Source organism: Rhizobium sp. Leaf306 (assembly GCF_001423425.1).
In the GTDB taxonomy this organism is placed as follows: domain Bacteria; phylum Pseudomonadota; class Alphaproteobacteria; order Rhizobiales; family Rhizobiaceae; genus Neorhizobium; species Neorhizobium soli.
The window spans coordinates 194,040-217,811 of record NZ_LMNX01000003.1 but is presented as its reverse complement, the minus strand read 5'-3'; the positions used below and the strand labels follow the sequence as shown (position 1 = coordinate 217,811).

20 protein-coding genes are annotated in these 23,772 nt (G+C 59.2%); 8 read left to right on the top strand and 12 right to left on the bottom strand.

The genetic code is table 11. The annotated features are described in order from the left end of the window. Positions 1-202: 202 nt before the first annotated feature. Positions 203-1,738, bottom strand: a complete 1,536-nt coding sequence (locus ASG19_RS14500) for an O-antigen ligase family protein (protein ID WP_062458642.1) — start codon at positions 1,736-1,738, stop codon at positions 203-205. A 247-nt stretch (positions 1,739-1,985) separates the two neighbouring features. Here ASG19_RS14500 and ASG19_RS24105 point away from each other — a divergent pair, with 247 nt between their 5' ends. The 3 genes from ASG19_RS24105 (at position 1,986) to ASG19_RS14485 (ending at position 6,753) form a co-directional block, all read left to right on the top strand. Further along, positions 1,986-3,410: a phosphomannomutase gene (locus ASG19_RS24105; protein WP_062458639.1), complete on the top strand. Its 1,425-nt coding sequence runs from the start codon at positions 1,986-1,988 to the stop codon at positions 3,408-3,410. A 39-nt stretch (positions 3,411-3,449) separates the two neighbouring features. Then, entirely contained in the window at positions 3,450-4,877 is a 1,428-nt protein-coding gene (locus ASG19_RS24100; protein WP_062458637.1) for a mannose-1-phosphate guanylyltransferase/mannose-6-phosphate isomerase, read from the top strand. A gap of 157 nt (positions 4,878-5,034) precedes the next feature. Beyond that, entirely contained in the window at positions 5,035-6,753 is a 1,719-nt protein-coding gene (locus ASG19_RS14485; RefSeq protein ID WP_062458634.1) for an ABC transporter ATP-binding protein, read from the top strand. A 38-nt stretch (positions 6,754-6,791) separates the two neighbouring features. Here the strand turns inward: ASG19_RS14485 and ASG19_RS14480 are convergent, their stop codons facing one another. From ASG19_RS14480 to ASG19_RS14460, 5 genes are all read right to left on the bottom strand, one after another. Further along, a complete protein-coding gene (locus ASG19_RS14480) occupies positions 6,792-7,490 on the bottom strand; it encodes an ABC transporter ATP-binding protein (protein ID WP_062458631.1) in 699 nt (232 codons plus the stop codon). A 1-nt stretch (position 7,491) separates the two neighbouring features. Beyond that, the gene (locus tag ASG19_RS14475; protein WP_062458629.1) at positions 7,492-8,226 is read right to left on the bottom strand and encodes an ABC transporter ATP-binding protein; all 735 of its coding nucleotides are present in this window, start codon (positions 8,224-8,226) and stop codon (positions 7,492-7,494) included. Continuing rightward, entirely contained in the window at positions 8,214-9,176 is a 963-nt protein-coding gene (locus ASG19_RS14470) for a branched-chain amino acid ABC transporter permease (protein ID WP_062458627.1), read from the bottom strand. The genes ASG19_RS14475 and ASG19_RS14470 overlap by 13 nt, the downstream gene beginning before the upstream one ends. After that, complete coding sequence (locus ASG19_RS14465) at positions 9,173-10,054, bottom strand: branched-chain amino acid ABC transporter permease (RefSeq protein ID WP_062458623.1); 882 nt, start codon at positions 10,052-10,054, stop codon at positions 9,173-9,175. The genes ASG19_RS14470 and ASG19_RS14465 overlap by 4 nt, the downstream gene beginning before the upstream one ends. 122 nt (positions 10,055-10,176) lie before the next feature. Then, a complete protein-coding gene (locus ASG19_RS14460; protein WP_062458620.1) occupies positions 10,177-11,484 on the bottom strand; it encodes an ABC transporter substrate-binding protein in 1,308 nt (435 codons plus the stop codon). A gap of 242 nt (positions 11,485-11,726) precedes the next feature. Here ASG19_RS14460 and ASG19_RS14455 point away from each other — a divergent pair, with 242 nt between their 5' ends. Then, positions 11,727-13,184, top strand: a complete 1,458-nt coding sequence (locus ASG19_RS14455) for a hypothetical protein (protein WP_210168447.1) — start codon at positions 11,727-11,729, stop codon at positions 13,182-13,184. A 16-nt stretch (positions 13,185-13,200) separates the two neighbouring features. On the opposite strand, the gene ASG19_RS14450 is transcribed toward ASG19_RS14455, so the two are convergent. Genes ASG19_RS14450 through mdoH form a run of 5 tightly spaced genes read right to left on the bottom strand, consistent with a single transcriptional unit; the run spans position 13,201 to position 18,341 of the window. Next, positions 13,201-13,986 (bottom strand): class I SAM-dependent methyltransferase, encoded by a 786-nt coding sequence (locus tag ASG19_RS14450; protein ID WP_062458606.1) that lies wholly within the window; start codon positions 13,984-13,986, stop codon positions 13,201-13,203. Beyond that, positions 13,983-15,047: a glycosyltransferase family 4 protein gene (locus ASG19_RS14445; RefSeq protein WP_062458603.1), complete on the bottom strand. Its 1,065-nt coding sequence runs from the start codon at positions 15,045-15,047 to the stop codon at positions 13,983-13,985. The genes ASG19_RS14450 and ASG19_RS14445 overlap by 4 nt, the downstream gene beginning before the upstream one ends. Then, complete coding sequence (locus ASG19_RS14440; protein WP_062458601.1) at positions 15,044-15,442, bottom strand: 6-carboxytetrahydropterin synthase; 399 nt, start codon at positions 15,440-15,442, stop codon at positions 15,044-15,046. The genes ASG19_RS14445 and ASG19_RS14440 overlap by 4 nt, the downstream gene beginning before the upstream one ends. A 20-nt stretch (positions 15,443-15,462) precedes the next feature. Continuing rightward, a complete protein-coding gene (locus ASG19_RS14435) occupies positions 15,463-16,440 on the bottom strand; it encodes a zinc-binding alcohol dehydrogenase (protein WP_062458598.1) in 978 nt (325 codons plus the stop codon). Further along, the gene (mdoH, locus tag ASG19_RS14430) at positions 16,437-18,341 is read right to left on the bottom strand and encodes a glucans biosynthesis glucosyltransferase MdoH (protein ID WP_062458596.1); all 1,905 of its coding nucleotides are present in this window, start codon (positions 18,339-18,341) and stop codon (positions 16,437-16,439) included. The genes ASG19_RS14435 and mdoH overlap by 4 nt, the downstream gene beginning before the upstream one ends. Positions 18,342-18,738: 397 nt before the next feature. Here mdoH and ASG19_RS14425 point away from each other — a divergent pair, with 397 nt between their 5' ends. Genes ASG19_RS14425 through ASG19_RS14410 form a run of 4 tightly spaced genes read left to right on the top strand, consistent with a single transcriptional unit; the run spans position 18,739 to position 22,795 of the window. Next, complete coding sequence (locus ASG19_RS14425) at positions 18,739-19,899, top strand: fumarylacetoacetate hydrolase family protein (RefSeq protein WP_062458594.1); 1,161 nt, start codon at positions 18,739-18,741, stop codon at positions 19,897-19,899. 29 nt (positions 19,900-19,928) lie between these two features. Then, on the top strand, positions 19,929-20,462 hold the full coding sequence (locus ASG19_RS14420; RefSeq protein ID WP_062458592.1) for a TRAP transporter small permease: 534 nt from the start codon (positions 19,929-19,931) through the stop codon (positions 20,460-20,462). After that, positions 20,463-21,740 carry a TRAP transporter large permease subunit gene (locus tag ASG19_RS14415; RefSeq protein ID WP_062458589.1) on the top strand — a complete coding sequence of 426 codons (1,278 nt, stop codon included), beginning with the start codon at positions 20,463-20,465 and terminating at the stop codon, positions 21,738-21,740. 50 nt (positions 21,741-21,790) lie between these two features. After that, on the top strand, positions 21,791-22,795 hold the full coding sequence (locus ASG19_RS14410; protein WP_062458586.1) for a TRAP transporter substrate-binding protein: 1,005 nt from the start codon (positions 21,791-21,793) through the stop codon (positions 22,793-22,795). 56 nt (positions 22,796-22,851) lie between these two features. Here the strand turns inward: ASG19_RS14410 and ASG19_RS14405 are convergent, their stop codons facing one another. Continuing rightward, positions 22,852-23,766 (bottom strand): DMT family transporter, encoded by a 915-nt coding sequence (locus ASG19_RS14405; RefSeq protein WP_062458583.1) that lies wholly within the window; start codon positions 23,764-23,766, stop codon positions 22,852-22,854. Positions 23,767-23,772: the final 6 nt, after the last annotated feature.

Here is a 23,772-nt window from a genome sequence, read left to right as displayed (position 1 = left end):
CCCCAAGCGAAACTTGCACACGAGATTATTTATTTCTAGTTTAGATTGGTAGGCAACAAATGAATCCGGAACGAAACAAAGTTTTGTTGCTGATAAATCACAGATTTAACTATTAATTATATATATTATTTGTGCCTAAGCTATAAACTAGTACAATATAATTTATCTTACTAATATAGATGCTTTGGATAAACTGCACGTCTTAAGCAGGCAACTGTTTATCTCGCAGGTTGGGCGCCGACGGCAATTGCTCCGCCACGCTTGTTTGGATCGTTCGATTTCGCCTGTTTTTCGACCCGACTTTTGGATCGGCAACGCAGACAACGACGATCGGCGCCAAGGTCGCAGCCACGAAAATGGCGAGGCCGGAGATCTGGATTGAGAAGTCGAAGGCGGAGTGAACGACAAGCAGCAACACGACCGCGAAGCCGGATTCTGGGACATAACGAAGGCGACGCCTCGCTGCCATTCCTCTGACGAGGCACGATAGGATAAAGGCCAGCGCAAACGCGATAATGAGTATGCCAGCGACGCCCAACGTGAAGACTGCTTCGAGATAAACATCGTGGGCACGATTCCAAACCGTATAGACGCCGCAGTCCGGATCGCGATACGCTGTAAAGGCGGTTTCGAAACTTGCCAGTCCGGTCCCGAACGGAAAATGATCGGATACCCCCGAGACCAATCCCGGCATGATGCAGAAGCGGCCGTCGCTTGCGCCCTGCACTTCTGCTCGGAGCAAAGCTCTGCCAGAAAACGACAGGAGGCCTGCTGCGAATAGGCCGGTTAAAGCAATCGCTATCAGAAATGCGCCAACGCGGATGGATCTAAGGCCGGTACCTCGAAGCGCAGGGACAGGATGCTTGCTCTGCGAAGATCTGAACACGAACAACAGGGTCATCAACAGAAGCGCGGCAAAACTTGCCGCAACCCCGGCCCGGGACTTCGTCAGCACAAGAGCCGTGACCGATACCGTAAACAGTATCGCAAAGCTTAGTGCTCCTCGAACTGCCTTTCGTTGATCGAATGGAAGACCCCTGCCTTGATCCAGCGACGTGAGAATTCGCCGGACCTCAACGCACCGCACGTGAGACGAAAGGATTCCATAGTTCAGGATGGCGACAATCCCGAAATAGGTTGCGGCGGTGTTCCGATTGACAAAGAAGCCGGTTAGGCTGTCGAGGTAAGCCGTCTTTGCGATGAAGAGGAGTGTCTTGGGCGCGATCAGGAATTGGGCGATGGACAGAAGAGCGACAACGGCTCCTGCTATCGCCAGCCCTCTGAGGGTGGCGATCGCTCGTTCGTCGCTGTCGCACAAAATAATCCCGATCAGAAAGACCTCAACCGGCACGAGGAAACGAAGCAAAGATGCCCAGTCATCCGCAGGCGTCAAGGATATTCCCGGGGAAGCATCGAGCTGAAACTCGACGAGGTCTCTCCACGACGGTTGACTGAAGATTGCTTCAGGCAGCGGAGTAGTCTGGAAGATTACCCATGCGAAGGCGACCAGAGCCAATACGATAGCGGCTTTCACTGCCGGCTCCCCTGCCTTGGGGATCCCTCGGACGAAGACGGCGATACAAAGTAGGAGAACACTTGCCAATCCGTAGATAGCGACAGTGGAAATCTGCACGGCGCCAAAATTCAAAAGCGCTAAGGCGAGTGCTGACCAGTGGATAAAAACAATTGATCTATAGACAGCGTTCTTTGGCCGCCACCCCCCGCGGATATCTTTCATATTAGCCCCAATCCAAATTACGCCCAACACTGGGAATGCTTTAGCAATACCACATCCAAATCAAAGTATATTTTAGTAATTTATCACGGTCTTTCGAATCAAAGCGGAAATATGACTTGTGATGATTTAACTATACGCCTCCATATACTCTCGCTTTTACCGTTCAAGCGTCTATAGCTACATTCCATATTTTTATGGTATTGGCTCCCACAATCATTGCTATCCGACCAATCGAAACAGACGCATCATGAAATTTGGAACAAGCGGCCTTCGCGGTCTTGTCACTGATCTCGAAGGCAGAGCGTCGGCGCTCTACACCACAGCGTTCGCACGCCATCTTTTAGAGGCCGGTCTTGCCAAGCCGGGGGATCCGGTTCTGGTGGGACGTGATTTCCGGGCCTCAAGCCCGAGGATTGCGGCAACCTGTATCGGCGCCTTGCAGCGGGCAGGACTGAACGCCATCGATTGTGGGGCCATACCCACTCCCGCGCTGGCACTTTACGGTATGAAGCTCTCGGCTGCCGGCCTGATGATCACTGGATCGCATATCCCGGATGATCGCAACGGTATCAAATTCTACCGTACCGATGGCGAGATCGACAAACAGGACGAGATCCGGATCACGGCGATCGCCGGCGCCATAGCAGATGAAAAGATCGACGACACTCCGGGCGAAGCTTCTGATCAGCACGTGGAGGCCGAAGCACTTTTCGTCGAACGGAACGTCATGCTGCTTGCTCAGGATGCATTGGCCGGATTGACTATCGGTGTCTATCAGCATTCCACAGTCGCGCGCGATCTCTTCGTTCAGGTTCTTGAAAATCTGGGGGCGCAGGTCGTGCCGCTCGGACGCTCTGAGCGTTTCATTCCCGTCGATACGGAAGCCGTCTCTGCCGAGACGATTGCGCTGCTGCAGGGTTGGGCCCCACAATATAATCTCGACGCGATCGTCTCCGCGGATGGTGATGGCGACCGCCCGCTCGTCGCAGACGAAAAGGGGCAGCCGCTCAGAGGCGATCTGTTGGGCCTGATCACGGCAAACTTCCTCCATGCCCAAGTGGTCGCCACTCCAGTCACGTCCAATTCACGGATAGAGGCTGCCGGCGGCTATACGGTTGTAAGAACAAAGGTCGGCTCACCATTCGTCATTGCCGCCATGCAGGCGGCAGCCAAGGATGGCAAAACGGCGATCGTCGGGTTCGAGGCCAATGGCGGCACGCTGACCGGCTCCGATTTCACAGTTGCCGGAGGCACGTTGCAGGCGCTGCCGACCCGTGACAGCTTCCTTCCGGCGCTCGCAACGCTTTCGCTGCTCACGAAAGCCAAGCAACCGCTATCGCGTATCGTTGCCGATCATCCGCTTGCTTTTGCAGCGGCAGATCGGCTGGAAAACTTCCCCGTGGAAACGAGTGCGGCACTGATGGCGCATCTGCGGGCATCCGACGACAATCTTTCCGCTTTCCTCGCGCCCATCGGCTCGGTCACTGCGAAAAGCGACATAGACGGGCTTCGCGTGACACTTGAGGACGGGCGCATCATCCATCTTCGGCCGTCTGGAAATGCGCCTGAAATGCGCTGCTACGTCGAAGCGCCGGATGAACGGGCCGCCTCGGAATTGTTGGATCAAGGGCTTGATCTCATTCGGCGTTGGGCGGCAGAACGTAACCGATGACAAATCTCAAAAGCAAAAGCGTCAGTGGAGACTGAGACTATGGTTGGCAAGATCATTCCCGTAATCATGGCAGGCGGCAAGGGCACGCGGATGTGGCCGTTGTCACGGTCTTCTGCACCAAAGCAGTTTATACAGTTCGTCGGCGACCAGACGCTGTTTCAGTCCACGCTTGCGCGTGTTGCCGACGAGACGCTCTACGAGCCTGCAATCGTCATCACCAACGAAGATTTCCGCTTCCTTGCCGCCGAACAGGCACGCGAGCTTGGCCTGCCACTCACGGCGATCATGTTGGAGCCTTCCGCGCGCAACACGGCACCGGCCGTTGCCGCAGCCGCTGCCTTCGTCGCCGAGAAGTTCGGCGATGATGCGATCTTGCAGGTGCTGGCCTCCGATCACGAAATCGAAGCGGGCAAGGCCTATTTCGATGCCATTCAGACCGCACGCAAGACGGCAGCAAGCGGCAAGCTCGTCACCTTCGGCATTACACCGACCGAGCCTTCGACCGGCTATGGCTATATCGAGATCGGTGACCAGCTTTCGACCGGCGCGAACACAGTAAAGCGCTTCGTCGAAAAGCCTGCTCTGCCCGAAGCCGAAAAGATGTTGACGTCTGGCGGCTTTGTCTGGAACTCCGGCATCTTCATGTTCAAGGCCGGCACGGTTCTGTCAGAACTCAACCGCTTTGCGCCAGCCGTTGCGGAAGCGGCAAGCGCTGCCGTTGCAAAGGCATCCGGTGACCTGGATTTCTTGCGCCTCGACGAGGCCTCGTTTTCGGCCAGCCCGAATATCTCGGTCGACTATGCGATCATGGAAAAGACAGCAAACGCTGCCGTCGTGCCGGCGTCCTTTACCTGGTCCGACATGGGCAGCTGGGATGCGGTCTGGAAACTGGGCGAGCAGGATGCCGATGGCAATGTTGCGCTCGGCAACGCGACGCTGATCAACACGAAGAACTCGCTCGTCCTGTCGCGCCATGGTCATATGGCCGTCCAGGGTCTGGATGGCATTGCCGTCATTGCCAGCGAAGATGCCGTCTATGTCGGCCGCCTCGACGACAGCCAGAACGTCGGCAATATCGTCAAGCAACTTGCCGCCGCCAAGGCGACTGCGGCTCTCACCGAAACGCATCCGACCTCCTACCGCCCCTGGGGCGGCTATACCTCGATCCTCAACGGCGATCGGTTCCAGGTGAAGCGGCTGTTCGTCACGCCGGGCAAGAAGCTGTCGCTGCAAAAGCATCACCACCGCTCCGAGCACTGGATCTGCGTCAAGGGCACGGCCGAGGTGACGATCGGTGACACGGTGCAGACCGTGCGCGAGAACGAGAGCGTCTACATTCCACAGGGTGAAGTCCATCGCCTTGCCAACCCCGGCAAGATCATGCTTGAGATGATCGAGGTCCAGACGGGTTCTTATCTCGGCGAAGACGACATTATCCGCATCGTCGACGAGTTCGGACGCGGCTGATCACAACTGTGGAGACCGCCTGGGCGAAGTGAATGGCGTGCCGTGGCATAACGGCACTATCCATTCAGGCGGCTTTTCGAATATGAGAAGGCTACTCATGTTCTCGCATCCGGCCTGCATCGCTGCAGGCCAGATGTGACATCGTCTGCAGGTCAGCATGCTTCGCCGGTTCTTCTCCTATTATCAGCCCTATAAAGGTCTTTTCCTCCTCGACTTCGGCTGCGCCATCGTGTCCGGCCTCCTCGAGCTTGGCTTTCCCATGGCGGTGAAGCTGTTTGTGGACAGGCTTCTTCTCAGCCAGGAATGGCTGCTGATCATCCTCGCGTCCGCTGGCCTGCTCGTCATCTATGTCCTCAACACCGGGTTGATGGCCGTCGTCACTTATTGGGGCCATATGCTCGGCATCAATATCGAGACAGACATGCGGCGGGCGGCGTTCAACCACATCCAGAAACTGTCATTCGGCTATTTCGACAATCAGAAAACCGGACATATCGTTGGGCGCCTCACCAAGGACCTCGAGGAAATCGGCGAAGTCGCGCATCACGGTCCTGAAGACCTGTTCATTGCGCTGATGACTTTTATCGGCGCTCTGCTGCTGATGTTTTCAGTCAATTGGCAGATGGCGGTCATCACTGCGACCATCGTTCCTGTGACCGCCTGGGCAACAAGCCATTTTGGCGGCCGCATGACTGAAAATTTCCATCGGCTTTTCAGCCGGATCGGCGAGTTCAACGCACGCATTGAGGAAAACGTCGGTGGTATGCGTGTCGTGCAGGCTTTCGCCAACGAGGGTCACGAGCGCGCGCTGTTCGAAAAGGACAACCAAAGCTATCGCCGCGTGAAGCTGGAAGCCTACAAGCTGATGGCCGCCACCAGCTCCATGAGTTACCTCAGCATGCGGCTGACCCAGATGGTGGTGATGGTGACCGGCGCCTATTTCGTGCTCGCCGGCGAGCTGACGGCGGGCGGCTTCATCGGTTTTCTGCTTCTCGTCGGCATCTTCTTTCGTCCGGTGGAAAAGATCAATTCGGTGATCGAGACCTATCCGAAGGGGATCGCGGGCTTCAGGCGGTTTACCGAACTGATCGATACGGAGCCAGATATTGCCGATGCACCGGATGCGGTCGCCGTTGATCACCTGAAAGGCGAGATCGCGTACCGGTCCGTGACCTTCGGATACACCGCGGCAAAGACTGTCTTCGAAGAGATCAATCTCGACATCCGTGCTGGCGAGACGATTGCGTTCGTCGGCCCCTCTGGCGCCGGCAAGACGACCATATGCTCGCTTCTTCCGCGCTTTTATGAAGTCGTGTCGGGCAGCATTACGATCGACAGGATCGACATCCGCAAGATGACGAAGGAATCCCTTCGCCAGCAGATCGGCATCGTGCAGCAGGATGTCTTCCTGTTCGGTGGCACGCTGCGGGAGAATATCGCCTATGGGAGACTGGGTGCTTCCGAGGCCGACATTGTCGAAGCGGCGCACCGCGCACGTCTGGAGGACATGCTGGCAAACCTGCCGGAGGGTCTCGATACGGTCATCGGTGAGCGTGGCGTGAAATTGTCTGGCGGCCAGAAGCAGCGGGTGGCGATTGCCCGCATGTTCCTCAAAAACCCACCGATCCTGATCCTCGACGAAGCGACCTCCGCGCTCGATACGGAAACCGAGCGTGCGATACAGCGTTCGCTTGCCGAACTATCGCAGGGGCGGACCACGCTGATCATCGCCCACCGACTCGCCACGATCCAGGGCGCCGACCGCATCGTCGTCATTGATGAGTCTGGTATTGCCGAACAGGGCACCCATCAGGACCTGATCGAACGCAGGGGCGCGTATAACCGGCTGCATTCCGGCCAGGTCGGCATGGTCTGATCGGTGATCAGCATAGAGCCGCGCAAGATCGCCCGACTTTAGCCGACACCGACGTAGCGGGACAGAAGAGACGGATCGGCTCTCAGCGCCTCTACCGGCATAACCGCCTGCGCCTTGCCGTTCTCAACGAAACAGAAGCGGTCGGCGATCGATAACACGGCCTCGACCCGCTGCTCGACCAGCAGGATCGCTTTTCCCTGATTGCGCAGCGTCACCACGACATCACGGATCGTCGCGATCATCGAGGGCATCAGCCCTTCGGTCGGTTCGTCCAGCAGGATGACCTTGGGATCGATACACAAGGCGCGCGCGGTCGCCAGCATCTGCTGCTCGCCACCGGACAGCGTTCCGGAAACCTGGCCGAGCCGCTCCTGCAGCCGCGGAAACAGCGAAAGCGTTTCGTCGAGCACGCGCTGCGGGCTGCGCCGCGTCATCATGCCGATTTCAAGATTTTCGCGCACGGTCAGCTCGGAGAACAACCGGCGGCCCTGCGGCACATAGCCGATGCCGAGGCGTGGCCTTTCATGCGCCGGCAGCGCCGAAATTTCGGTACCATCCAGCCGGATACTACCGGCACCGGCCGTTGCGAGACCCATGATGGCACGCAGGGTCGTCGTCTTGCCCGCGCCGTTTCGGCCGAGCAGGCAGAGAACCTCGCCCTTCTCCACAGTCAGCGACATACCCTGCAGCGTCTTGCTGCTGCCGTGGTAGACATCGAGATCCGAGACTTCGAGCATATCAACCGGTTCCCAGATAGGCGGCCTGCACGGCTGCGTTGGCACGGATGTCACTGGGCGACCCCTCGGCGAGGATTTGACCGTGGTTGAGCACCGTGATCGTGTCGGCGAGCTGCATGACGACGGGCATGTTGTGCTCGATCAAAAGGACCGTTGCAGACGTCGCGATTTCCTTGACCAGCCGGCAGAAACTTTCGATCTCGCTATCCGACAAGCCTTGCGTCGGCTCATCCAGGATCAGGAGTTTCGGCTCCAGCGCCAGTCCCATCGCGACTTCAAGAAGCCTCTGGTGCCCATAGGCCATGGTCCCGGCCTTCTCTCCCTTGCGATCCTCAAGTCCAACGCGGCCTAGAGCTTCATGCACCTTCTCGGCAATATCAGACTGGTTCGACCGGGGGTGACGCCTCAGCGCGCTTTGTGCCGACAGCGCCACGTTGTCGAACACGGTCAGCGTCGGATAGATGCTGGTGATCTGGAACGTATAGGCAATGCCGTCGCGCACGCGCTTATGCGCCGGTAGGTTGGTGATGTCCTTGCCCAGGAATTCGATCGATCCGGCACTCGGCGCGATACGGCCGGCGAGCAGCGAGACAAAAGTCGTCTTTCCGGCACCGTTCGGACCGATCAGCGCGCGGATCTCGCCTTCTCTCATGGTAAAATCGACATTGTCGACGGCTTTCAGCCCTCCAAAATGGCGGCTGAGACCTTTTGTCGAAAGCAGGCTCACGGAAGCCATGACAGCCACCTTTCGCGGATCGTCCCGAGAATGCCTTTCGGAAAGAAGAGGACCAGAACCACGAGTGCCACGCCGGTCACGAGCAGATAGGCCTGCGTGTATTCGCTGGTGATGTCGATGATGTAGAACATCAGGATTGAGCCGAGCAGCGGACCGAGAATCGTTCCGGCACCGCCGAGCAATGTGAAGAGCAGCGCCTCGATCGAATACTGGATGGTGGCAAAGGTCGCGCCGACATAGGCGAACATTAGCCCGTAGGCGGCACCGGCCATCGCAGAGATCGTGCCAGAAAGGACGAGCGCACCGAGTTTCATCCTGAATGTGTCGAAGCCCAGCATCAGCGTGCGTGTCTCGTTTTCGCGGATCGCGATCAGCACCCTGCCGATTGGTCCCCGCACGACGACGAAGATGACGAGCAGTGTCAAAGCCAGAAGGCCGAGCGCCAGATTGTAGCGCTGGACGGCGTTGGTCAGGTCGACGTGGAGACCGAGGAGATCGAAACTGCGCGCAGAGGTCGGCATCGTCAGGCCTTCTTCGCCGCGGGTATAGTCGGTGAAGTAGGTGATCGTGAGATAGGCAACCTGGCCGAACATCATGGTGACAATCATGAAGGCCACGCCGGTCGTGCGCAGCGCGATCACGCCGATGACGAGCGACAGGGCTGCGCCACAGATAATTCCGATGACAAACGCGAGCGGCACGCCGAGATCGGTGTAATAGGCCGTCATGCCGGCGCCGTAGAGACCGGCGGCAAAGAACATCGCATGTCCGAGGCTCAGCAGGCCCGTATAGCCGAACAGCATGTTGTAGCCCATGGCATAGATCGCCAACAGCATGACGCGGGTCAGGGCGAGGTGGTGATAATCGGGCAGCACGAACTGGACAAGAAAGAGGGCTGCCAGCACGCCGACGTGAAGCGCGATGACGCGGATGGTGTTTTCGCTTCTCATCGCGCCTTCGCCCCGAACAGACCTTCCGGCTTAAACACCAGAACAAGGGTGACAAGCAGGGTCGAGATGATCTTCGCAAGCGTCGGTGAGAAGAACACCGAAATGATGCCGTCGCTCAATCCTATCAGCAGCGCGGCGATAACGGTGCCTCGCAGACTGCCAAGGCCGCCAAGGATGACGACGATGAAGGAGAGAAGCAGCGGATCGAGCCCCATCAGGTAATGGGCCTGACGGATCGGCACGATCAGCACCGCAGCAATCGCCGCCAGCATGGCCCCGGCGGCAAAAACGAAGGCATAGACGCGTTCGATCGGTATCCCGAAGGCCTGCGCCATCTCGCGGTCGAACTGCGTGGCACGCATGATGAGCCCGAGCCGTGTACGGCTGAGCACGAACCAGACCGCCAGCAGCAACACGATCGCCGCTGCGATGACGAACAGGTTGTAACCGGAATAGCCGAACCACGGCAGCTGGATGCGGTAATAGAACGGCGCGGACACCGGCCGCGCATCCGGACCATAGGTCAGAAGCACCGTCTGCTGGATGATGTAGAGCATGCCGATCGTGGCGACGATGGTGGATTCCGGATCGTAGTTCAGCCGCTTCAGGATCAGCCGCTCGCTGGCAAAAGCGATCGCCCCGACAATCAACGGGCTGATGACGAGCGCCGCGAAAAAGCCGACTGCCGGATGCAGCGAGAACATCGACGCCACCCACCAAGCGACAACGGCGCCGAGCATATAGAATTCGCCATGGGCGACATTGACGACGCGCATGACGCCGAACACCAGAGAAAGGCCAAGCGCCGTCAATGTGAGGACCGCGGCCTGGAGCAGTCCTTCCAGTGTCGCCAACAGCAGAAACGGACCGAACGCCAAACCCTAGCTCCTATGCACGGACACGACTGTCCCCTTGCCTGATTTGCTGCGGTTAGACAGGAAAAACGACGCGGGGTGAAGAGCGAAGGGACCGGTCAACCGATCCCTTCCGAAAGCAGGGGTCAGAGGGACATCTTCGTGTAGTCCGCCGTCACCTCGTACATGCCGTCTTCGATCGAGGTCCGGTGCACGACATCCATCCGGCCGCCTTCGACCTTGGAGATGTTGTGGTGGCCGTAAACCTGATGGTTCTTGCCGTTGAAAATCTTGTTGCCCTGCGGATGGTCTCGGCCTTCCTCGAATGTCTCGATCGCTTCCAAGGCTTCGATGAACTTGGCCTTGTCCTGCGGGCCGTTGTATCCGGCCGTCTGCATCGCCTGCTTGATGGTGAACAGGGTTTCCCAGACCCCGTACATATGGGCGTAGGTGGCGATGTCCTTCGGATCGGCGATGCTTGCACCATTCTCGTTGACGCCGACTGCCGTGCGATAGAACTTGTCCCATTCGCTCTGGTCCTTCTGGGCGTAGCGGGGCATGCCCTCCCAGAAATAGGTCCCATCGAGGAAGCTCAGTTGCGGCGTCGAAAGATCGACGGCCTCGACGCTATCGATGAAGCCGAAGATCTGGGGTCGCTGCGAGCCGTAGAACTGACCGAGCTCGGTGACGAAGGTGAGAACCGCCGGACCGACCATGATGTGGTAGAGCACGTCGGTGTCTGCGGGAATTCGCGGCAGGTAGCGCGTAAACGATGTTTCCGTCGGGGGAACGGCGATCATCTCCACGACCTCACCACCCTGCGCCTTGATGGCGGGCGGAAGATTATCGCGGTGGTCATAGCCGAAGGCGTAGTCCGGGAAGATCATCGTGACCTTCTTGCCGAGGTTTTGCGTAATCCAGGGTGCCACTGATGTGACCTGGCTGCGGACATCGGTAATGCCGGGCTGGAAGCAATATCGGTTGAGGCTGCCTGAGGACACGTGGGTGCCTTCCGACACCACGAGATAAGGCATCTTCAATTCGCCCGCCCGCGGCGCGGCGGCGACGACAACGTGTGAAAACAGCGTCCCGAACACAGCATCGACCTTGTGCTGGGTCGCGAACTTCTCGACGACTTCGGCGCCTCGTTTCGGATCCGTGCCATCGTCTTCAACGATCAGTTTTACCGGACGGCCGTTGATGCCGCCCTCCTCGTTGATGATCTTGACGGCAGCGCGTGCGACGCGCTCGTACCAGCGACCATAGGATGCGCCGATACCGGTGCGGTGGCATTCAAAGCCGAGCTTGATCGGGGCGGAGGTCTGGGCGTGCGAGTATCGGACGAAGCCCGGCGAGACGGAAGAAAGAATGCCCGCACCCGTTGCCGCGCCCATTCCAAGAAGGGTCGTCCGGCGGGTCACCGAGGATTTCGGTGCTGAAGTCTTGTCGGTCATTCGAAATTTTCCTCTCAACGGTACTGACGCCCATCATGCTGATGCGATAGTCGATGGTCTACCAGGTGCCACCGACAATAAGAGCCCTACCATGTCCTATAGCAAAGAATTCCGCTGATCAGGAGACCTGACAGGAGCGGCACGAGGCCCAGTCTGAGCGAAGATGTCGTGGTATGGGATACGCTTCTCCATCCCGGCATGATGTTTCAGCCGATCACGCCACCAGACGCAGGATGAACCCGTTGCCGTCATTTCCCCGAAAACACCGGTTGCCGGCCTGTCCATCGGCGACGGCAGCTCTCTTGTGGACGCTCATGCCCTGCACGGCCAGCGCGCACGGGACGGAACGCGGGCTGGTGATGCTGCTGCCGACCGAATATTACCTGACAGGCGGCGCGATCGTCGTCGCAGTTACCTTTGTCGCATTGCTGCTGGTTCCGTCGCGCTGGTTCACACATGCTGGCAGTGCCTCCATCACGCTCGATCGCCGGCCGGTGCCGCCGATCGTGATGGTCAGCACTCTGAGCTTCGTGCTTCTGCTGGTACTGATCGCCGCCGGCCGCTATTCGACAGGCGATCCGCTCGAAAATCCGCTGCCGCTTGTCGTCTGGACGCTGTTCTGGGTCGGCCTGACCTTGGTGCAGGCCTTGGTTGGAAACCTGTGGCCATGGCTCAATCCCTGGACGGGTCCTCTTCGCCTCCTGCGGCGAGCGACGGGCGGCAGGCTTGGCGAAGCTCCCCTGTTGAAGCTGCCGGAGGCCGTCGGTTACATCCCCGCGATCCTCCTGTTTCTGATGTTTACCTGGTACGAGCTGGTTTCGCTCGCCCCGGAGGACCCTCCCCGTCTCGCCATCGCCGTCTCGGTCTACTGGATTCTCAATTTCATCGCCATGCTGGTTTTCGGAGAGCGAGATTGGACAGAGCGGGGCGAACCCTTCTCGGTGTATTTCCGCATGATCGGCATGATCGCGCCCTTTGAAATCACGCCGCCGAAATCCGGAATATGGGCGAGTGTCCGGTTCCGCTGGCCGGGGCAAGACTGCGTCGCGGCGGAGCCGCCGCCGATCAGCGCGGCCGTATTCCTGCTGCTGACGCTCGGAACGGCGTCCTTCGATGGCTTTGCAGAGACCTTTACCTGGCTCTGGATGATCGGGGTGAACCCGCTGGAATTTCCCGGCCGCAGCGCTGTGACCCTGCCGAGTACGCTCGGCTTGATCGCCGCTCCGGCGGTGCTCGCAGTGATCTATTTCGCGGCTGTCATATCAGGAGCCCGGCTTGCCGGAGAGGCACGATTAGTCGCTGATCGAGGGGTGATCACGCATCTGGTCTATTCGATCATTCCGATAGCGGTTGCCTTCCATGCAGCCCACTATCTCAGCCTGCTTCTGATCAACGGGCAATATCTCTACTCTGCGATCTCGGATCCCTTTGCGCTTGGCTGGGATCTGTTCGGCACCGCCGATCGCCACGTCACGGCATCGATGCTGATCGACATCAACAGTGTCGAAAAGCTCTGGATCGCACAGACCGCGATCATCGTGGCCGGGCACTGCATCGGCATTCTGATCGCCCACATGATTGCGCTCAAGCACTTCGTGAAACCGGCAAGCGCCACCATCAGTGAGGCTTTTCTGGCCCTTGCGATGATAGGCTATACCGTCTTCGGCCTCTGGCTTCTTTCCACCCCGACAGCGGGATGATCGGGGTGGCAACCAATCAGCGGAGGAGAAGCATATCCCAGTGCCCGACTTCGCAGGCCGAACGCGATGCCATCTCGAGACGCATCCGTCGCCAGTCTTCCAGAACGCTTTCGTCCAACCGGTCTGTTTCAGCCGCAGCGTTTGCCAAGCCTGAAATGAACTGCCGCTGCAATTCGGCTTGATCGCCGCCGAGGCGCCAGGGGCTCTGACCGGTGAGAACCTTGAAGCCCGCCTGCTCTGCCAACCGGGACAAGACCGGTTCCGCCGTTGGACCAAGCGCCGGTCCAAAGCCCTTGTCGCGGCGTTGGTGGGCGTTGAACGCTTCGACAACCAAGGCATCCGCTTCGTGCGCGATTTCCCAGCTGCAGACGCCATCGTAGTTGAGCGCCGTATACAGGCCGATGTCACGCTTCGCGAGGAGATGCAGAAGACGCTCCAGAAATTCGGCGGAGACCAGGTCGAAAAGCGCCGACGCTGTCACCAGCCTCGCATCCGTGAAGAGCTCAGGCGCCAACTGGCTAAGGTCGGCCTGCAGGCATTTCACCTGGTCGGGCATGTCGAGCCTGTTTGCGGCTTCTTCGAGCAGTTGCAGATCGTTGTCGACAAGCCGCCAGTGCCAGGACAAACTCTGGGGCGCAAGTGCGCGGACAGTGGAGCCGGTTCCGCAGCCGAGATCGACGACCGTCGCGCCGTTCCCGTCTGCGGTCACACTTTCAATGGCAGACCGCCGGAGGTCGGGTTCACGCGCAGCATTGTCCGCGGGCTCGCGCAGATCGAGCCAGACTGTGTCGAAGCCACTCATCGCATTTCCTCCAGGAAGTCGGAAAGCACCTTTGCCGTTGCGGGCCAATCGGGCAGCTGCTGGCCCACGGCAAGTGCGCCCGCAGAATAAGCTTGTCGCGTCTCGGGCTGGTCGATCAGCAGCGCCAGAGCTTCGGCGAGCCCGGCGATGTCGCCCGGTTCCACGAGGATCCCGGCATCGTCAGTCACCAAATCCGGTATCGCCCCGCCGCGACAGCCAACGATCGGCAGGCCGCGCACCATGGCTTCCGCAAAGGCCATGCCGTAGCCTTCATATTGGCTGGCGAGTGCAAAAATATCCGCTTGGGCATATTCGACCGCCACATCATCAAGCGCGCCCGTCAAAGTCACCCGGTCGGAGAGCCCGCACGCCTCGATCTGTCGTCGCAGATCGGCAGCGCATTGACGATCCATGTCATCGCTGCCTGCTATCCGGCACTGCCATGGGCGATCGGAGATGCGCTCGAGCGCTGAAATCAACGCCGCATGATCCTTGCGCTGCGTCAGCGATCCGACCGACAGGATTATCACCCCGTCCCCGGCCGTGCTGCCCGATGCAGGCTTTGCCTGCTCCGTTCCAGGCACGGCGACACGCACGAGATCCGGCGCCACGCGGAATTGCGATACCAGAGTTCGCGCCGTGCTGGGGCTTGTGACGACGACACCTTTAGCTGCACCTAGCGCTGTCATCTCGCTTTTTCGCAACCGCTCGGCAACGCCGGCCGGAATGCCGCTTTCGAGTGCCAACGGATGATGGACGAGCGCAATCATGCGGAGGCGGGTCGCCTCCTCCATGGCAATTGCCGGCATTGCCCCAAATGCAAGGCCATCGATCAGAACGAGACTATCGTCGGCGAGGGCTGCGAGTTTTTCGGCTGTTTCGGCAAGCTCGCTTTCGCTCGGTTCCGGAAAGCCGCCGGGAAGCTGCAGGTGCTCGACTGTCCAGCCGATTGCCCTGAGCTCCTCGATCATCCGCCGGTCATAGCCATACCCGCCGCTGCGGGTGTCGATATCGCCGGGGATGGCGAATACCAGCCGTCGCTCCCTTGATGCGGCGTTCAAATCGCAGCCTCGTACCAGGCTCGGGCCACATGGCTTTCATGCAGGGTTACCTTGAGGCGGCGGATGCGCACGCCACCCGGACCAAGATCGCCGGCAGCGATACCGGCTTTCAGCTGATCGAAGACGTGCTTGGCGAGTACCTCGGTCGTGGTGACCTTGCCGCGGAAAATCTCCAGTTCGTCGAGGTTCTGGTAGTTGAGCGGCGCAACGATTGCTTTCAGCACCGTCGTTGCAAGGCCGATATCGACGCCGAGCCCGTTTTCGTCGAGATCTTCGGTCATGAAGGCGGCATCGACGATAAAGGTCGCGCCATGCATCGCCTGGGCCGGGCCGAATACCTCCCGTGGCAAGCTATGGGCAATCATCATGTGGTCGCGAACTTCAACTGCAAACATGCGGGGAATGTCCTTTCAGACTAACGGTATCGGATACGGTGGCAAAGGGTGCCGGGATCGGCGAGAATTTGGCAATAGTCTTGGGCAAGGTCGGGAAAGTCCGTCTCGCCGGAGAAGAGTTTGTCGAGGCGGTCATCCGCAAGCAATGCAAGTGCCGCGGCCAGACGTCGCGACAGCGGCCACCTTGCGCGCCTTTGAACCGGTACGTTGCCGACCTGCGAAGCGACGATCGACAGGCGTTGACTGTGGAAACGACCGCCCAGCGGAATCTTCACGCTGCCTTCGCCATACCACGACATCTCGACGATCCGCGCCTCGAAGCCGGCGAGCGCAATGGATGTGGCAAGACCTGCGGCCGTGGCCGACGTGTGGATCACCACATCGCATCCGCCGGCACGGTCCTTCGCCTGTTCGGGTGATGCAAACCGGCATCCGAAATCTTCGGCAAGACCGCGGCGATCGCCATTGACGTCCACGACGGTGACTTCGGTGCCGGGGATCCTTGCGGCGAGATAGGCAATCAGAAGCCCGACGAGCCCTGCACCGACGACCACGACCTTGTCTCCAGGAAGAATCCCGGCATCCCAAACGCCGTTGAGGGCCGTCTCCATATTGGCTGCTAGCACGGCGCGGGAGGCCGGAACGCCATCGGGAACAGGCACCGCCATCTCCGCCGGCGCGTGAAAGACGTCCTGATGCGGATAGAGGCAGAACACAGTACGGTCGACAAGCGCTTCCGGGCCGTCCTTTACGGTCCCGACAACAGCGTAGCCATACTTGATCGGGAACGGGAATTCGCCATCCTGCAACGGCGCCCGCATGCTGTCGTATTCGCTTTCGGGGACCGAACCGGCCGCCACCAGCGACTCGGTGCCGCGGCTGATGGCGCCGAACTGGCTTTCCAACAGAACATCGCCAAGCCCGAGCGGACCAAGCGGCGTTTCCCGCAATTCAGGCTGGTTTGCTCCCACCAGCCACAATGCTTGCGCTATCGTCATGCTTGGCCATCGCGTGCCGGCTTGGGAAACTTGCCTTCAAATCTGGCGGACGGACGACGCCAGAGCCGGGCTTTATGCGGAACGAGGCGGGTGAGAACCCGCGGCAGACAGCCTTCCTCGGGAATTGCAAACAGTCCGAGACGGGCGGACCAGTAACCGAACCGCTGCGACGCCGTAAACACCGTGAACGGGATCGCCAGAGAGAGCCCGGCGACAACCGGCAGGGCCCAGAGGATCGCATATCCACCGATCAGGCCCGTGATAATGGTAGCCAGCGCCACGCCGATCAATGTCTGCAGACCCATCGCCTTGAAGGCTGTGCCAAGCGTTACGCCGAGCCGGTCGCGGTTCTGCCCGCTCCAGGTGACCGAGCGACCGAACAGAAGACCGATCAGGAACACCGAGACATAGACGGCAACGATCGGCGCCATGATCATCGAGGCCAGGAGTTCGATCACCGCCGACAGACCGAAGCGCAATGGTCCGCCATAGGAGCGGATCGCGCCGGGGGTAAGCAGCACATCGACGACGCCGGCGATCTTGGGGGTGACCGACAGAAGAAAGATGGTGATGAACGACCAGAAGCCGAGTTCGATATAGGTCGCATCAAAGCCGCCGGTCACACCCTTCCATGCGGCGGCAAACGTCGCGACGATCCAGGCCGGCGGTGCCACATACATCAGGAAGGCCTGAAAAAGCTGAAACCTGCTGAGCGGCTTGAGGCCCGGCTCAAAAAGGAAACGCCAATACTGCATGTTGCCTTGGCACCATCGCAGATCTCGCTTGGCAAACTCCAGCAATGTCGGTGGGTTGGCTTCGAAGCTCTGTGTCTCGATCGGCAGCACACGAACTTCGTAGCCGCCCCGACGCATATAGGTCGCTTCCAGCTGGTCGTGGCTCAGCACATGGCCGCCCAATGGCGGCGATCCCGGGAGAACGGGCAGATTGCAGTGGGCCTCAAATGCCGCGGCGCGGATCAGTGCGTTGTGCCCCCAGTAAGGCCCGCAATCAGCGCTCCACCATGCGGAGCCGAGCGTGAAAGACCGCATTCCGTGACGCATACCGAACTGGAACATCCGGGCAAAGCCGCTTTCGGCGGGCACTCCGACGACCAGGGTCTGCAGAATCCCGAGCTCAGGTCGTGCCTCCATGGCAGCCACCAGCCGTATCATCACGTCGCCGGACATGACGCTGTCGGAATCCAGCGGCAGGAAAAAGTCGTAGCGGCTTCCGTGTTCCTTCAGGAAGTCCTGAATATTGCCCGCCTTGTAACCGGCATTGTCAGCACGACGACGATAGACCGGCCGGTTACCGCCATCCGCCACGACATGAGCGGCAACGAGATCGAAGCCCGCTTCTTCCAACTGTATGATGTCTGGCTCGGACGTGTCGCTGAGGACGAAGAACCGAAAGTGGCGTTGAAGGCCGGTCGCCTGAAGGCTCTTCTGCATCGCCTCTATCCGGGCAAAGACGGGCCGCGGATCTTCGTTGCGCAGGAATATCGTCAGCGCTGTCCGCGACGACAAAGCGATCGGCTGGCTTCCCTGACCCTGCGGATAGAAGGGGTAGATGCTTTTGGAGGGAGCGCCGGGGCCATGCTGGAGGACCATCCCGATCACGGCGTTCCAGAACCCAAGCACCGTCCACGGCGTTGCCAGCATCAACCCGATCAGCATGACGGCTTCCGCACCATCAATGCCATCTGGGGAAAGAAGTCGGTAGACGACATACCCAAGCCCCGCGATCGTTGCGAGGTTGAGCGCCAGAACAATACGACGGCGCCACCGGACTGGAAGTCCGGAATATTGGAAGTCGGGACTTCGTTCGGGATCCGACTGCCAGCCCGTTGCACTTTGGTCGGCAGCCATCGCGTTGAGAACGCCTTCTTTTAAATTGCCCATGCGCAACACTTAGGCTGAACCTCCGTCCTAGCAAGCGCCGAGCGATTTCAAATGAAGTTTACCGACGCCGTTGCCCCGCTCCAGATCCGCGCCAGTGCGCAAACAGCCGCAGGTTTTACTGGGATCCTTTTGGATCGTCCGTCACCGCTCGAGGTAGGATGATCCTTCATCCGTCGCCTGGTCAGCTTGCATCGACTTCATTGGGGCGCACCGGAACGACACCGTGCGTCGGCGTTCTTTGCCCGCGTATATTGTATAGATGATCCCCAGAATTGACAGGGTTGCAGTACTGGACACGAAGAAAAACACTCAGTAGAAAGCTGAAGCGACGTTGTCAGACATCGGACAACAGATTGACGGGTGGAGGCCTGATCGATCGGCCGCTTGGAGGATCATAATGACTATACATGGCGGGCTGACGCCCGAACTGATTTTGCCGCAGGATTCCGAGACCGCCACTCTGGTTGGTCGTGTCTGGTCGAAGGCTGCGGACGGCCCCTGCCCTGTCCTTTACCGGAATGGCAGGCTTCTGGATCTTTCGTCGCTCGCTGCGACGCTGTCAGCACTGCTTGAGATCGACGGCCTGGTGGAGCGCCTGACGGCCGCTACCGATTGGACGGATCTCGGCTCTCTCAATGACTTCCTAGACGGCACTGCCGGAACGCTGCTGGCGCCTGTTGACCTGCAGGCGATCAAAGCCGCAGGCGTAACTTTCGCAGACAGCATGCTGGAACGGGTCATCGAGGAACAGGCCAAGGGCGATCCGCTTCGGGCCCAGGAGATCCGCGGCCGCCTGGCGCCGGTTCTGGGCGACAGCCTGAAGGGACTTGTAGCCGGCTCAGAAAAGGCGGCAAGCGTGAAAGCGCTGTTGCAGGATATGGGGCTCTGGTCGCAGTATCTCGAAGTCGGGATCGGTCCGGATGCGGAAATCTTCACTAAGGCTCAACCCATGTCGGCCGTCGGCTGCGGGTCGCTGGTCGGCATTCACCCGAAGTCGGATTGGAACAATCCCGAACCGGAAGTGGTGCTTGCTGTCACATCCACGGGTGCGATTGTCGGTGCGACGCTTGGCAATGACGTAAATCTTCGCGATTTCGAAGGACGGTCCGCCCTGCTTCTCAGCAAGGCAAAGGACAACAACGCATCCTGTTCTCTCGGTCCCTTCATCCGACTGTTCGACGGCGAATTTTCGCTCGAAGACGTCAAGAAATCGGAGATCTCGCTTGTCGTCGAGGGCCCTGAAGGTTTCGAGATGACGGGCGTCAGCCCGATGCAGGCAATTAGCCGCACGCCAGAAGATCTCGTTTCGCAGCTTCTCAACCGCAACCATCAATACCCTGATGGCGCCGTTTTGTTTCTCGGCACCATGTTTGCACCGGTCAAGGATCGGCGCGGCAAGGGTCTGGGCTTTACCCACGAGATCGGCGACCGCGTCGAGATATCGTCGCCAAGGCTCGGGCGCCTGGTGAATTGGGTGGAAAATAGTGAAGCCTGCCTGCCCTGGGACTTCGGGCTGACGGCTTTGATGAAGAACCTCGCGAAGCGCAAGCTCTTGTAGCCGCCGCGGTTGATGGGAGGAGGAACCCGATGCAACGAATAAACGATCTCTTTTACCGCTTTCTGGAACTGCTGCTGATCCTGCTTTTGGCAGGCATGGCAATCATGGTGTTCCTCAACGTGGTGCTGCGCTACGGTTTCAACTCCGGCCTCAACATATCGGAGGAACTGTCGCGCTACTTCTTCGTCTGGCTGACCTTTATCGGTGCTGTCGTTGCGTTTCGCGAACATTCCCACCTTGGTGTGGAGTCGCTGGTCGCGATGCTCGGTCGCTCGGGCCGTATCGCCTGCATGATCATTTCGAACCTGCTGATCATCCTGTGTTCGGCGATTTTCTTCTGGGGAACGTGGGTCCAGTTGCCGATCAACGCCAGCATGGTCGCGCCTGTCACCGGGCTTTCCATGGCGTGGGTATACGGCATCGGCTTCTTCACCGGTGGAGGATGCGTGCTGATCGCGCTTGAGCGGCTGTTCCGCCTGATCACGGGTCGCGTCACCGACGCGGAAATAGCAGCGTTCACGGGTGAAAACATGACGATCGAACAACTGGCGGAGCGGACCTAAATGACTCTTTTCGTCTTTGTTGGATCGCTGCTTGGGGCGATGGCCGTTGGCGTACCCGTGGCCTTCTCGCTGATTTTCTGCGGCGTCGTGCTCATGTGGTACATGGACATGTTCAACAGCCAGATCATCGCGCAGAACATGATTGCCGGTGCAGATACATTCACCCTGCTCGCCATCCCCTTCTTCATTCTCGCCGGCGAATTGATGAATTCCGGCGGTTTGTCGAAGCGTATCATCGATTTCGCGATCGCCTGCGTCGGTCACATCAGGGGTGGTCTCGGGATCGTCGCGATTTTTGCAGCGCTCATCATGGCCAGCATTTCGGGTTCGGCCGCTGCCGATACGGCCGCCCTTGCAGCCATCCTCATCCCGATGATGGCCAAGGCCGGCTATAATATTCCCCGCTCCGGTGGTCTGATCGCTGCCGGCGGTATCATCGCCCCGGTCATTCCGCCGTCGATGGCGTTTATCGTATTCGGCGTTGCCGCGAACGTGTCGATCACCCAGCTCTTCATGGCTGGCATTTTTCCCGGCATCCTGATGGCCGTCTCACTGATCATTACCTGGCTGATCGTGGTGCGCAAAGATAACGTCCAGGCGCTTCCGAAGACTACCTACAAGGAACGCCTGCACGCAACCGGACGCGCTGCCTGGGCGCTCGGCATGCCTGTGATCATCCTCGGCGGCATCAAGATCGGCATCGTGACGCCGACCGAAGCTGCCGTCGTTGCCGCCGTCTATGCGATGTTCGTCGGCATGGTAATCTACAAGGAACTGAAGCCGAGAGACCTTCCGCACGTCATTCTGCAGGCCGCCAAGACGACTTCGGTCATCATGTTCCTCGTCTGCGCGGCACTCGTATCGGCATGGCTCATCACGGCTGCGAACATTCCTGCAGAAATTGCCGGCTATATCGAACCGTTGATCGATCGCCCGACGCTGTTGATGTTCGTCATCATGATCCTGGTTCTGGTTGTCGGTACGGCACTCGATCTGACGCCGACCATCCTGATCCTGACGCCGGTTCTCATGCCGATCATCAAGCAGGCGGGAATCGATCCGGTCTATTTCGGCGTGCTCTTTATCATCAACAACTCGATCGGCCTCATCACGCCGCCGGTCGGTGTTGTGCTCAACGTTGTCAGCGGTGTCGGGAGAATACCGCTTGGCAAGGTGACGGCCGGCGTGTGGCCGTTCCTTCTGGCGCAGTCGCTCGTGCTTTTCCTGCTCGTGCTGTTTCCCGATCTTGTGATCGTGCCCGCACGTTGGTTGCATTGACGGCCGGCCATTCAACCTGTTCACATCAACGTCCAACTGGGAGGACTACTATGAAGAGACTGCTTCTTGCCACTACAGCGATCGCGCTTGCCTGCTCCACAGCAGCACCGGCCTTCGCCGAATTCAAGAGCCGCAACATTCGCGTTTCGAACGGCATCAATGCCGACCATCCCGTCGGCAACGGCATCAAGGCCATGCAGGAATGCCTGGACCAGAAGTCCGGCGGCAAGCTGAAACTGACCGCTTTCTGGGGCGGCGCTCTTGGCGGCGACCTTCAGGCAACCCAGGCGCTGCGCTCGGGCGTTCAGGAAGCCGTCGTCACATCCTCGTCTCCGCTCGTCGGCATCATTCCGGCACTCGGCGTCTTCGACCTGCCGTTCCTGTTCCGCGATGCGCCTGAGGCCTACAAGGTGCTCGATGGCAAATTTGGCGACGAGATGAACAAGAAGCTCGATGGCGCCGGTCTGGTCAATCTGGCCTATTGGGAAAACGGCTTCCGCAACCTGTCGAACTCCAAGCGCGCCGTCACCAAGTGGGAAGATTTCTCGGGGATGAAGGTTCGCGTCATGCAGAACAACATCTTCCTCGACACCTTCCAGAACCTTGGTGCAAACGCGACCCCGATGGCCTTCGGCGAAGTCTATTCGGCGCTCGAGACCAACGCGATCGACGCGCAGGAAAACCCCTATGTGACGATCGACACCTCGAAGTTCTTCGAAGTGCAGAAATACGTCACCGAGACCAACCACGCATATACGCCTTTCCTCTTCCTCTTCTCCAAGGCGATCTTCAACACCTATTCGCCGGAAGAACAGACTGCACTGCGTGAATGCGCAGTGGTCGGTCGCGATGTGGAGCGCCAGGTGATCGGCGATCTCAACAAGAAGTCGCTGGAAAAGATCAAGGCCGCCGGCCTGGAGGTGAACACGCTGTCGCCTGAGGAGCAGGCTCGCATTCGTGAAAAGTCGCTTGCTGTCTATGAAAAGCACAAGGACCAGATTGGTGCCGATGTGGTTGATGGCATCCTGGCGGAACTTAAGGAAGTCCGTAAGTAAGCATCAGGCTTAGGCAGACGAGCCCGCGACGTTACCGTCGCGGGCTTTTTTCATGGCTATTCGATCGCGATCGGCTGCACCCTTTGGCGCTTCTTCAGCGTCTGCTCGCGCAGGAAGATGAAGACGCCGGAACCGACGATCAGTGCTGCTCCGATCAGCATTCCGTATCTCGGCATATCGCCAAAGAACAGCCAGCCGAACAGAACCGCCCAGAGCAAAAGCGTGTACTGTAGGGGAGCGACCGTTGCCGCATCGGAGATCTTCAATGCTCTATTAACGAGAACATGAGCTGTCATTGCCACTATACCGAGCAATGCAAGCAGACCAAAATCGCGGGTAGAAGCGATCGGCGACCAGTCGAAAGGCGCGAAAGCAAGGCCTGCAAGTGCCGCACCGACAATCTGGAAAAAGACAAGCGTCCGGTCTGGGGTGGCCCTCAGGAAACGACCTGAAATCATCATGAACGCGAAGGCGGCACTGCCGAAGATGGATACGATCGCTGGCGGACTGATCATCGCGCTCGACGGTTCGAGCGTGATGACGACACCGATAAAGCCGATGCCGATTGCAGTCCACCGACGCCAGCCGACTTTTTCACCCAGTAGCAGTGGCGAGGCCGCGGCGACATAGATCGGTGCTGCGAGCCAGTAGGTCATGACGTCTGCGAGCGGAAGATACATCACGGCATAGTAGAAGCAGAAAACCTCGGCGGTGGAGCAGAACACCCGAAGGGCTTGCATGCCGGGTCGTTCGACCTTCAGCAGCGAGCCGAATCCTTGAAAGAACAGGAAAGGCAGCAAGATGACAAGCGCGGCGAGGCTGCGCAGAAGCACGACCTGTCCAAGGCCGTAGCTCGAAACGAGCCACTTCCCCATGGCGTCGTTAAGCGCAAACACGACCATGCCGAGCAGCATGATGAGGGGCCCGGCCATGCGCGCCGAGACGATTTGCTTGGAGATGGATGCGATCATGCCGCG

What these genes read in the sequence shown, in the direction of transcription:
- ASG19_RS14500 (WP_062458642.1), bottom strand. Translation starts at nt 1,738, where the DNA reads ATGAAAGATATCCGCGGGGGGTGGCGGCCAAAGAACGCTGTCTATAGA.
- ASG19_RS24105 (WP_062458639.1), top strand. Translation starts at nt 1,986, where the DNA reads ATGAAATTTGGAACAAGCGGCCTTCGCGGTCTTGTCACTGATCTCGAA.
- ASG19_RS24100 (WP_062458637.1), top strand. Translation starts at nt 3,450, where the DNA reads ATGGTTGGCAAGATCATTCCCGTAATCATGGCAGGCGGCAAGGGCACG.
- ASG19_RS14485 (WP_062458634.1), top strand. Translation starts at nt 5,035, where the DNA reads ATGCTTCGCCGGTTCTTCTCCTATTATCAGCCCTATAAAGGTCTTTTC.
- ASG19_RS14480 (WP_062458631.1), bottom strand. Translation starts at nt 7,490, where the DNA reads ATGCTCGAAGTCTCGGATCTCGATGTCTACCACGGCAGCAGCAAGACG.
- ASG19_RS14475 (WP_062458629.1), bottom strand. Translation starts at nt 8,226, where the DNA reads ATGGCTTCCGTGAGCCTGCTTTCGACAAAAGGTCTCAGCCGCCATTTT.
- ASG19_RS14470 (WP_062458627.1), bottom strand. Translation starts at nt 9,176, where the DNA reads ATGAGAAGCGAAAACACCATCCGCGTCATCGCGCTTCACGTCGGCGTG.
- ASG19_RS14460 (WP_062458620.1), bottom strand. Translation starts at nt 11,484, where the DNA reads ATGACCGACAAGACTTCAGCACCGAAATCCTCGGTGACCCGCCGGACG.
- ASG19_RS14450 (WP_062458606.1), bottom strand. Translation starts at nt 13,986, where the DNA reads ATGAGTGGCTTCGACACAGTCTGGCTCGATCTGCGCGAGCCCGCGGAC.
- ASG19_RS14440 (WP_062458601.1), bottom strand. Translation starts at nt 15,442, where the DNA reads ATGTTTGCAGTTGAAGTTCGCGACCACATGATGATTGCCCATAGCTTG.
- ASG19_RS14435 (WP_062458598.1), bottom strand. Translation starts at nt 16,440, where the DNA reads ATGACGATAGCGCAAGCATTGTGGCTGGTGGGAGCAAACCAGCCTGAA.
- mdoH (WP_062458596.1), bottom strand. Translation starts at nt 18,341, where the DNA reads ATGGGCAATTTAAAAGAAGGCGTTCTCAACGCGATGGCTGCCGACCAA.
- ASG19_RS14425 (WP_062458594.1), top strand. Translation starts at nt 18,739, where the DNA reads ATGACTATACATGGCGGGCTGACGCCCGAACTGATTTTGCCGCAGGAT.
- ASG19_RS14420 (WP_062458592.1), top strand. Translation starts at nt 19,929, where the DNA reads ATGCAACGAATAAACGATCTCTTTTACCGCTTTCTGGAACTGCTGCTG.
- ASG19_RS14415 (WP_062458589.1), top strand. Translation starts at nt 20,463, where the DNA reads ATGACTCTTTTCGTCTTTGTTGGATCGCTGCTTGGGGCGATGGCCGTT.
- ASG19_RS14410 (WP_062458586.1), top strand. Translation starts at nt 21,791, where the DNA reads ATGAAGAGACTGCTTCTTGCCACTACAGCGATCGCGCTTGCCTGCTCC.
- ASG19_RS14405 (WP_062458583.1), bottom strand. Translation starts at nt 23,766, where the DNA reads ATGATCGCATCCATCTCCAAGCAAATCGTCTCGGCGCGCATGGCCGGG.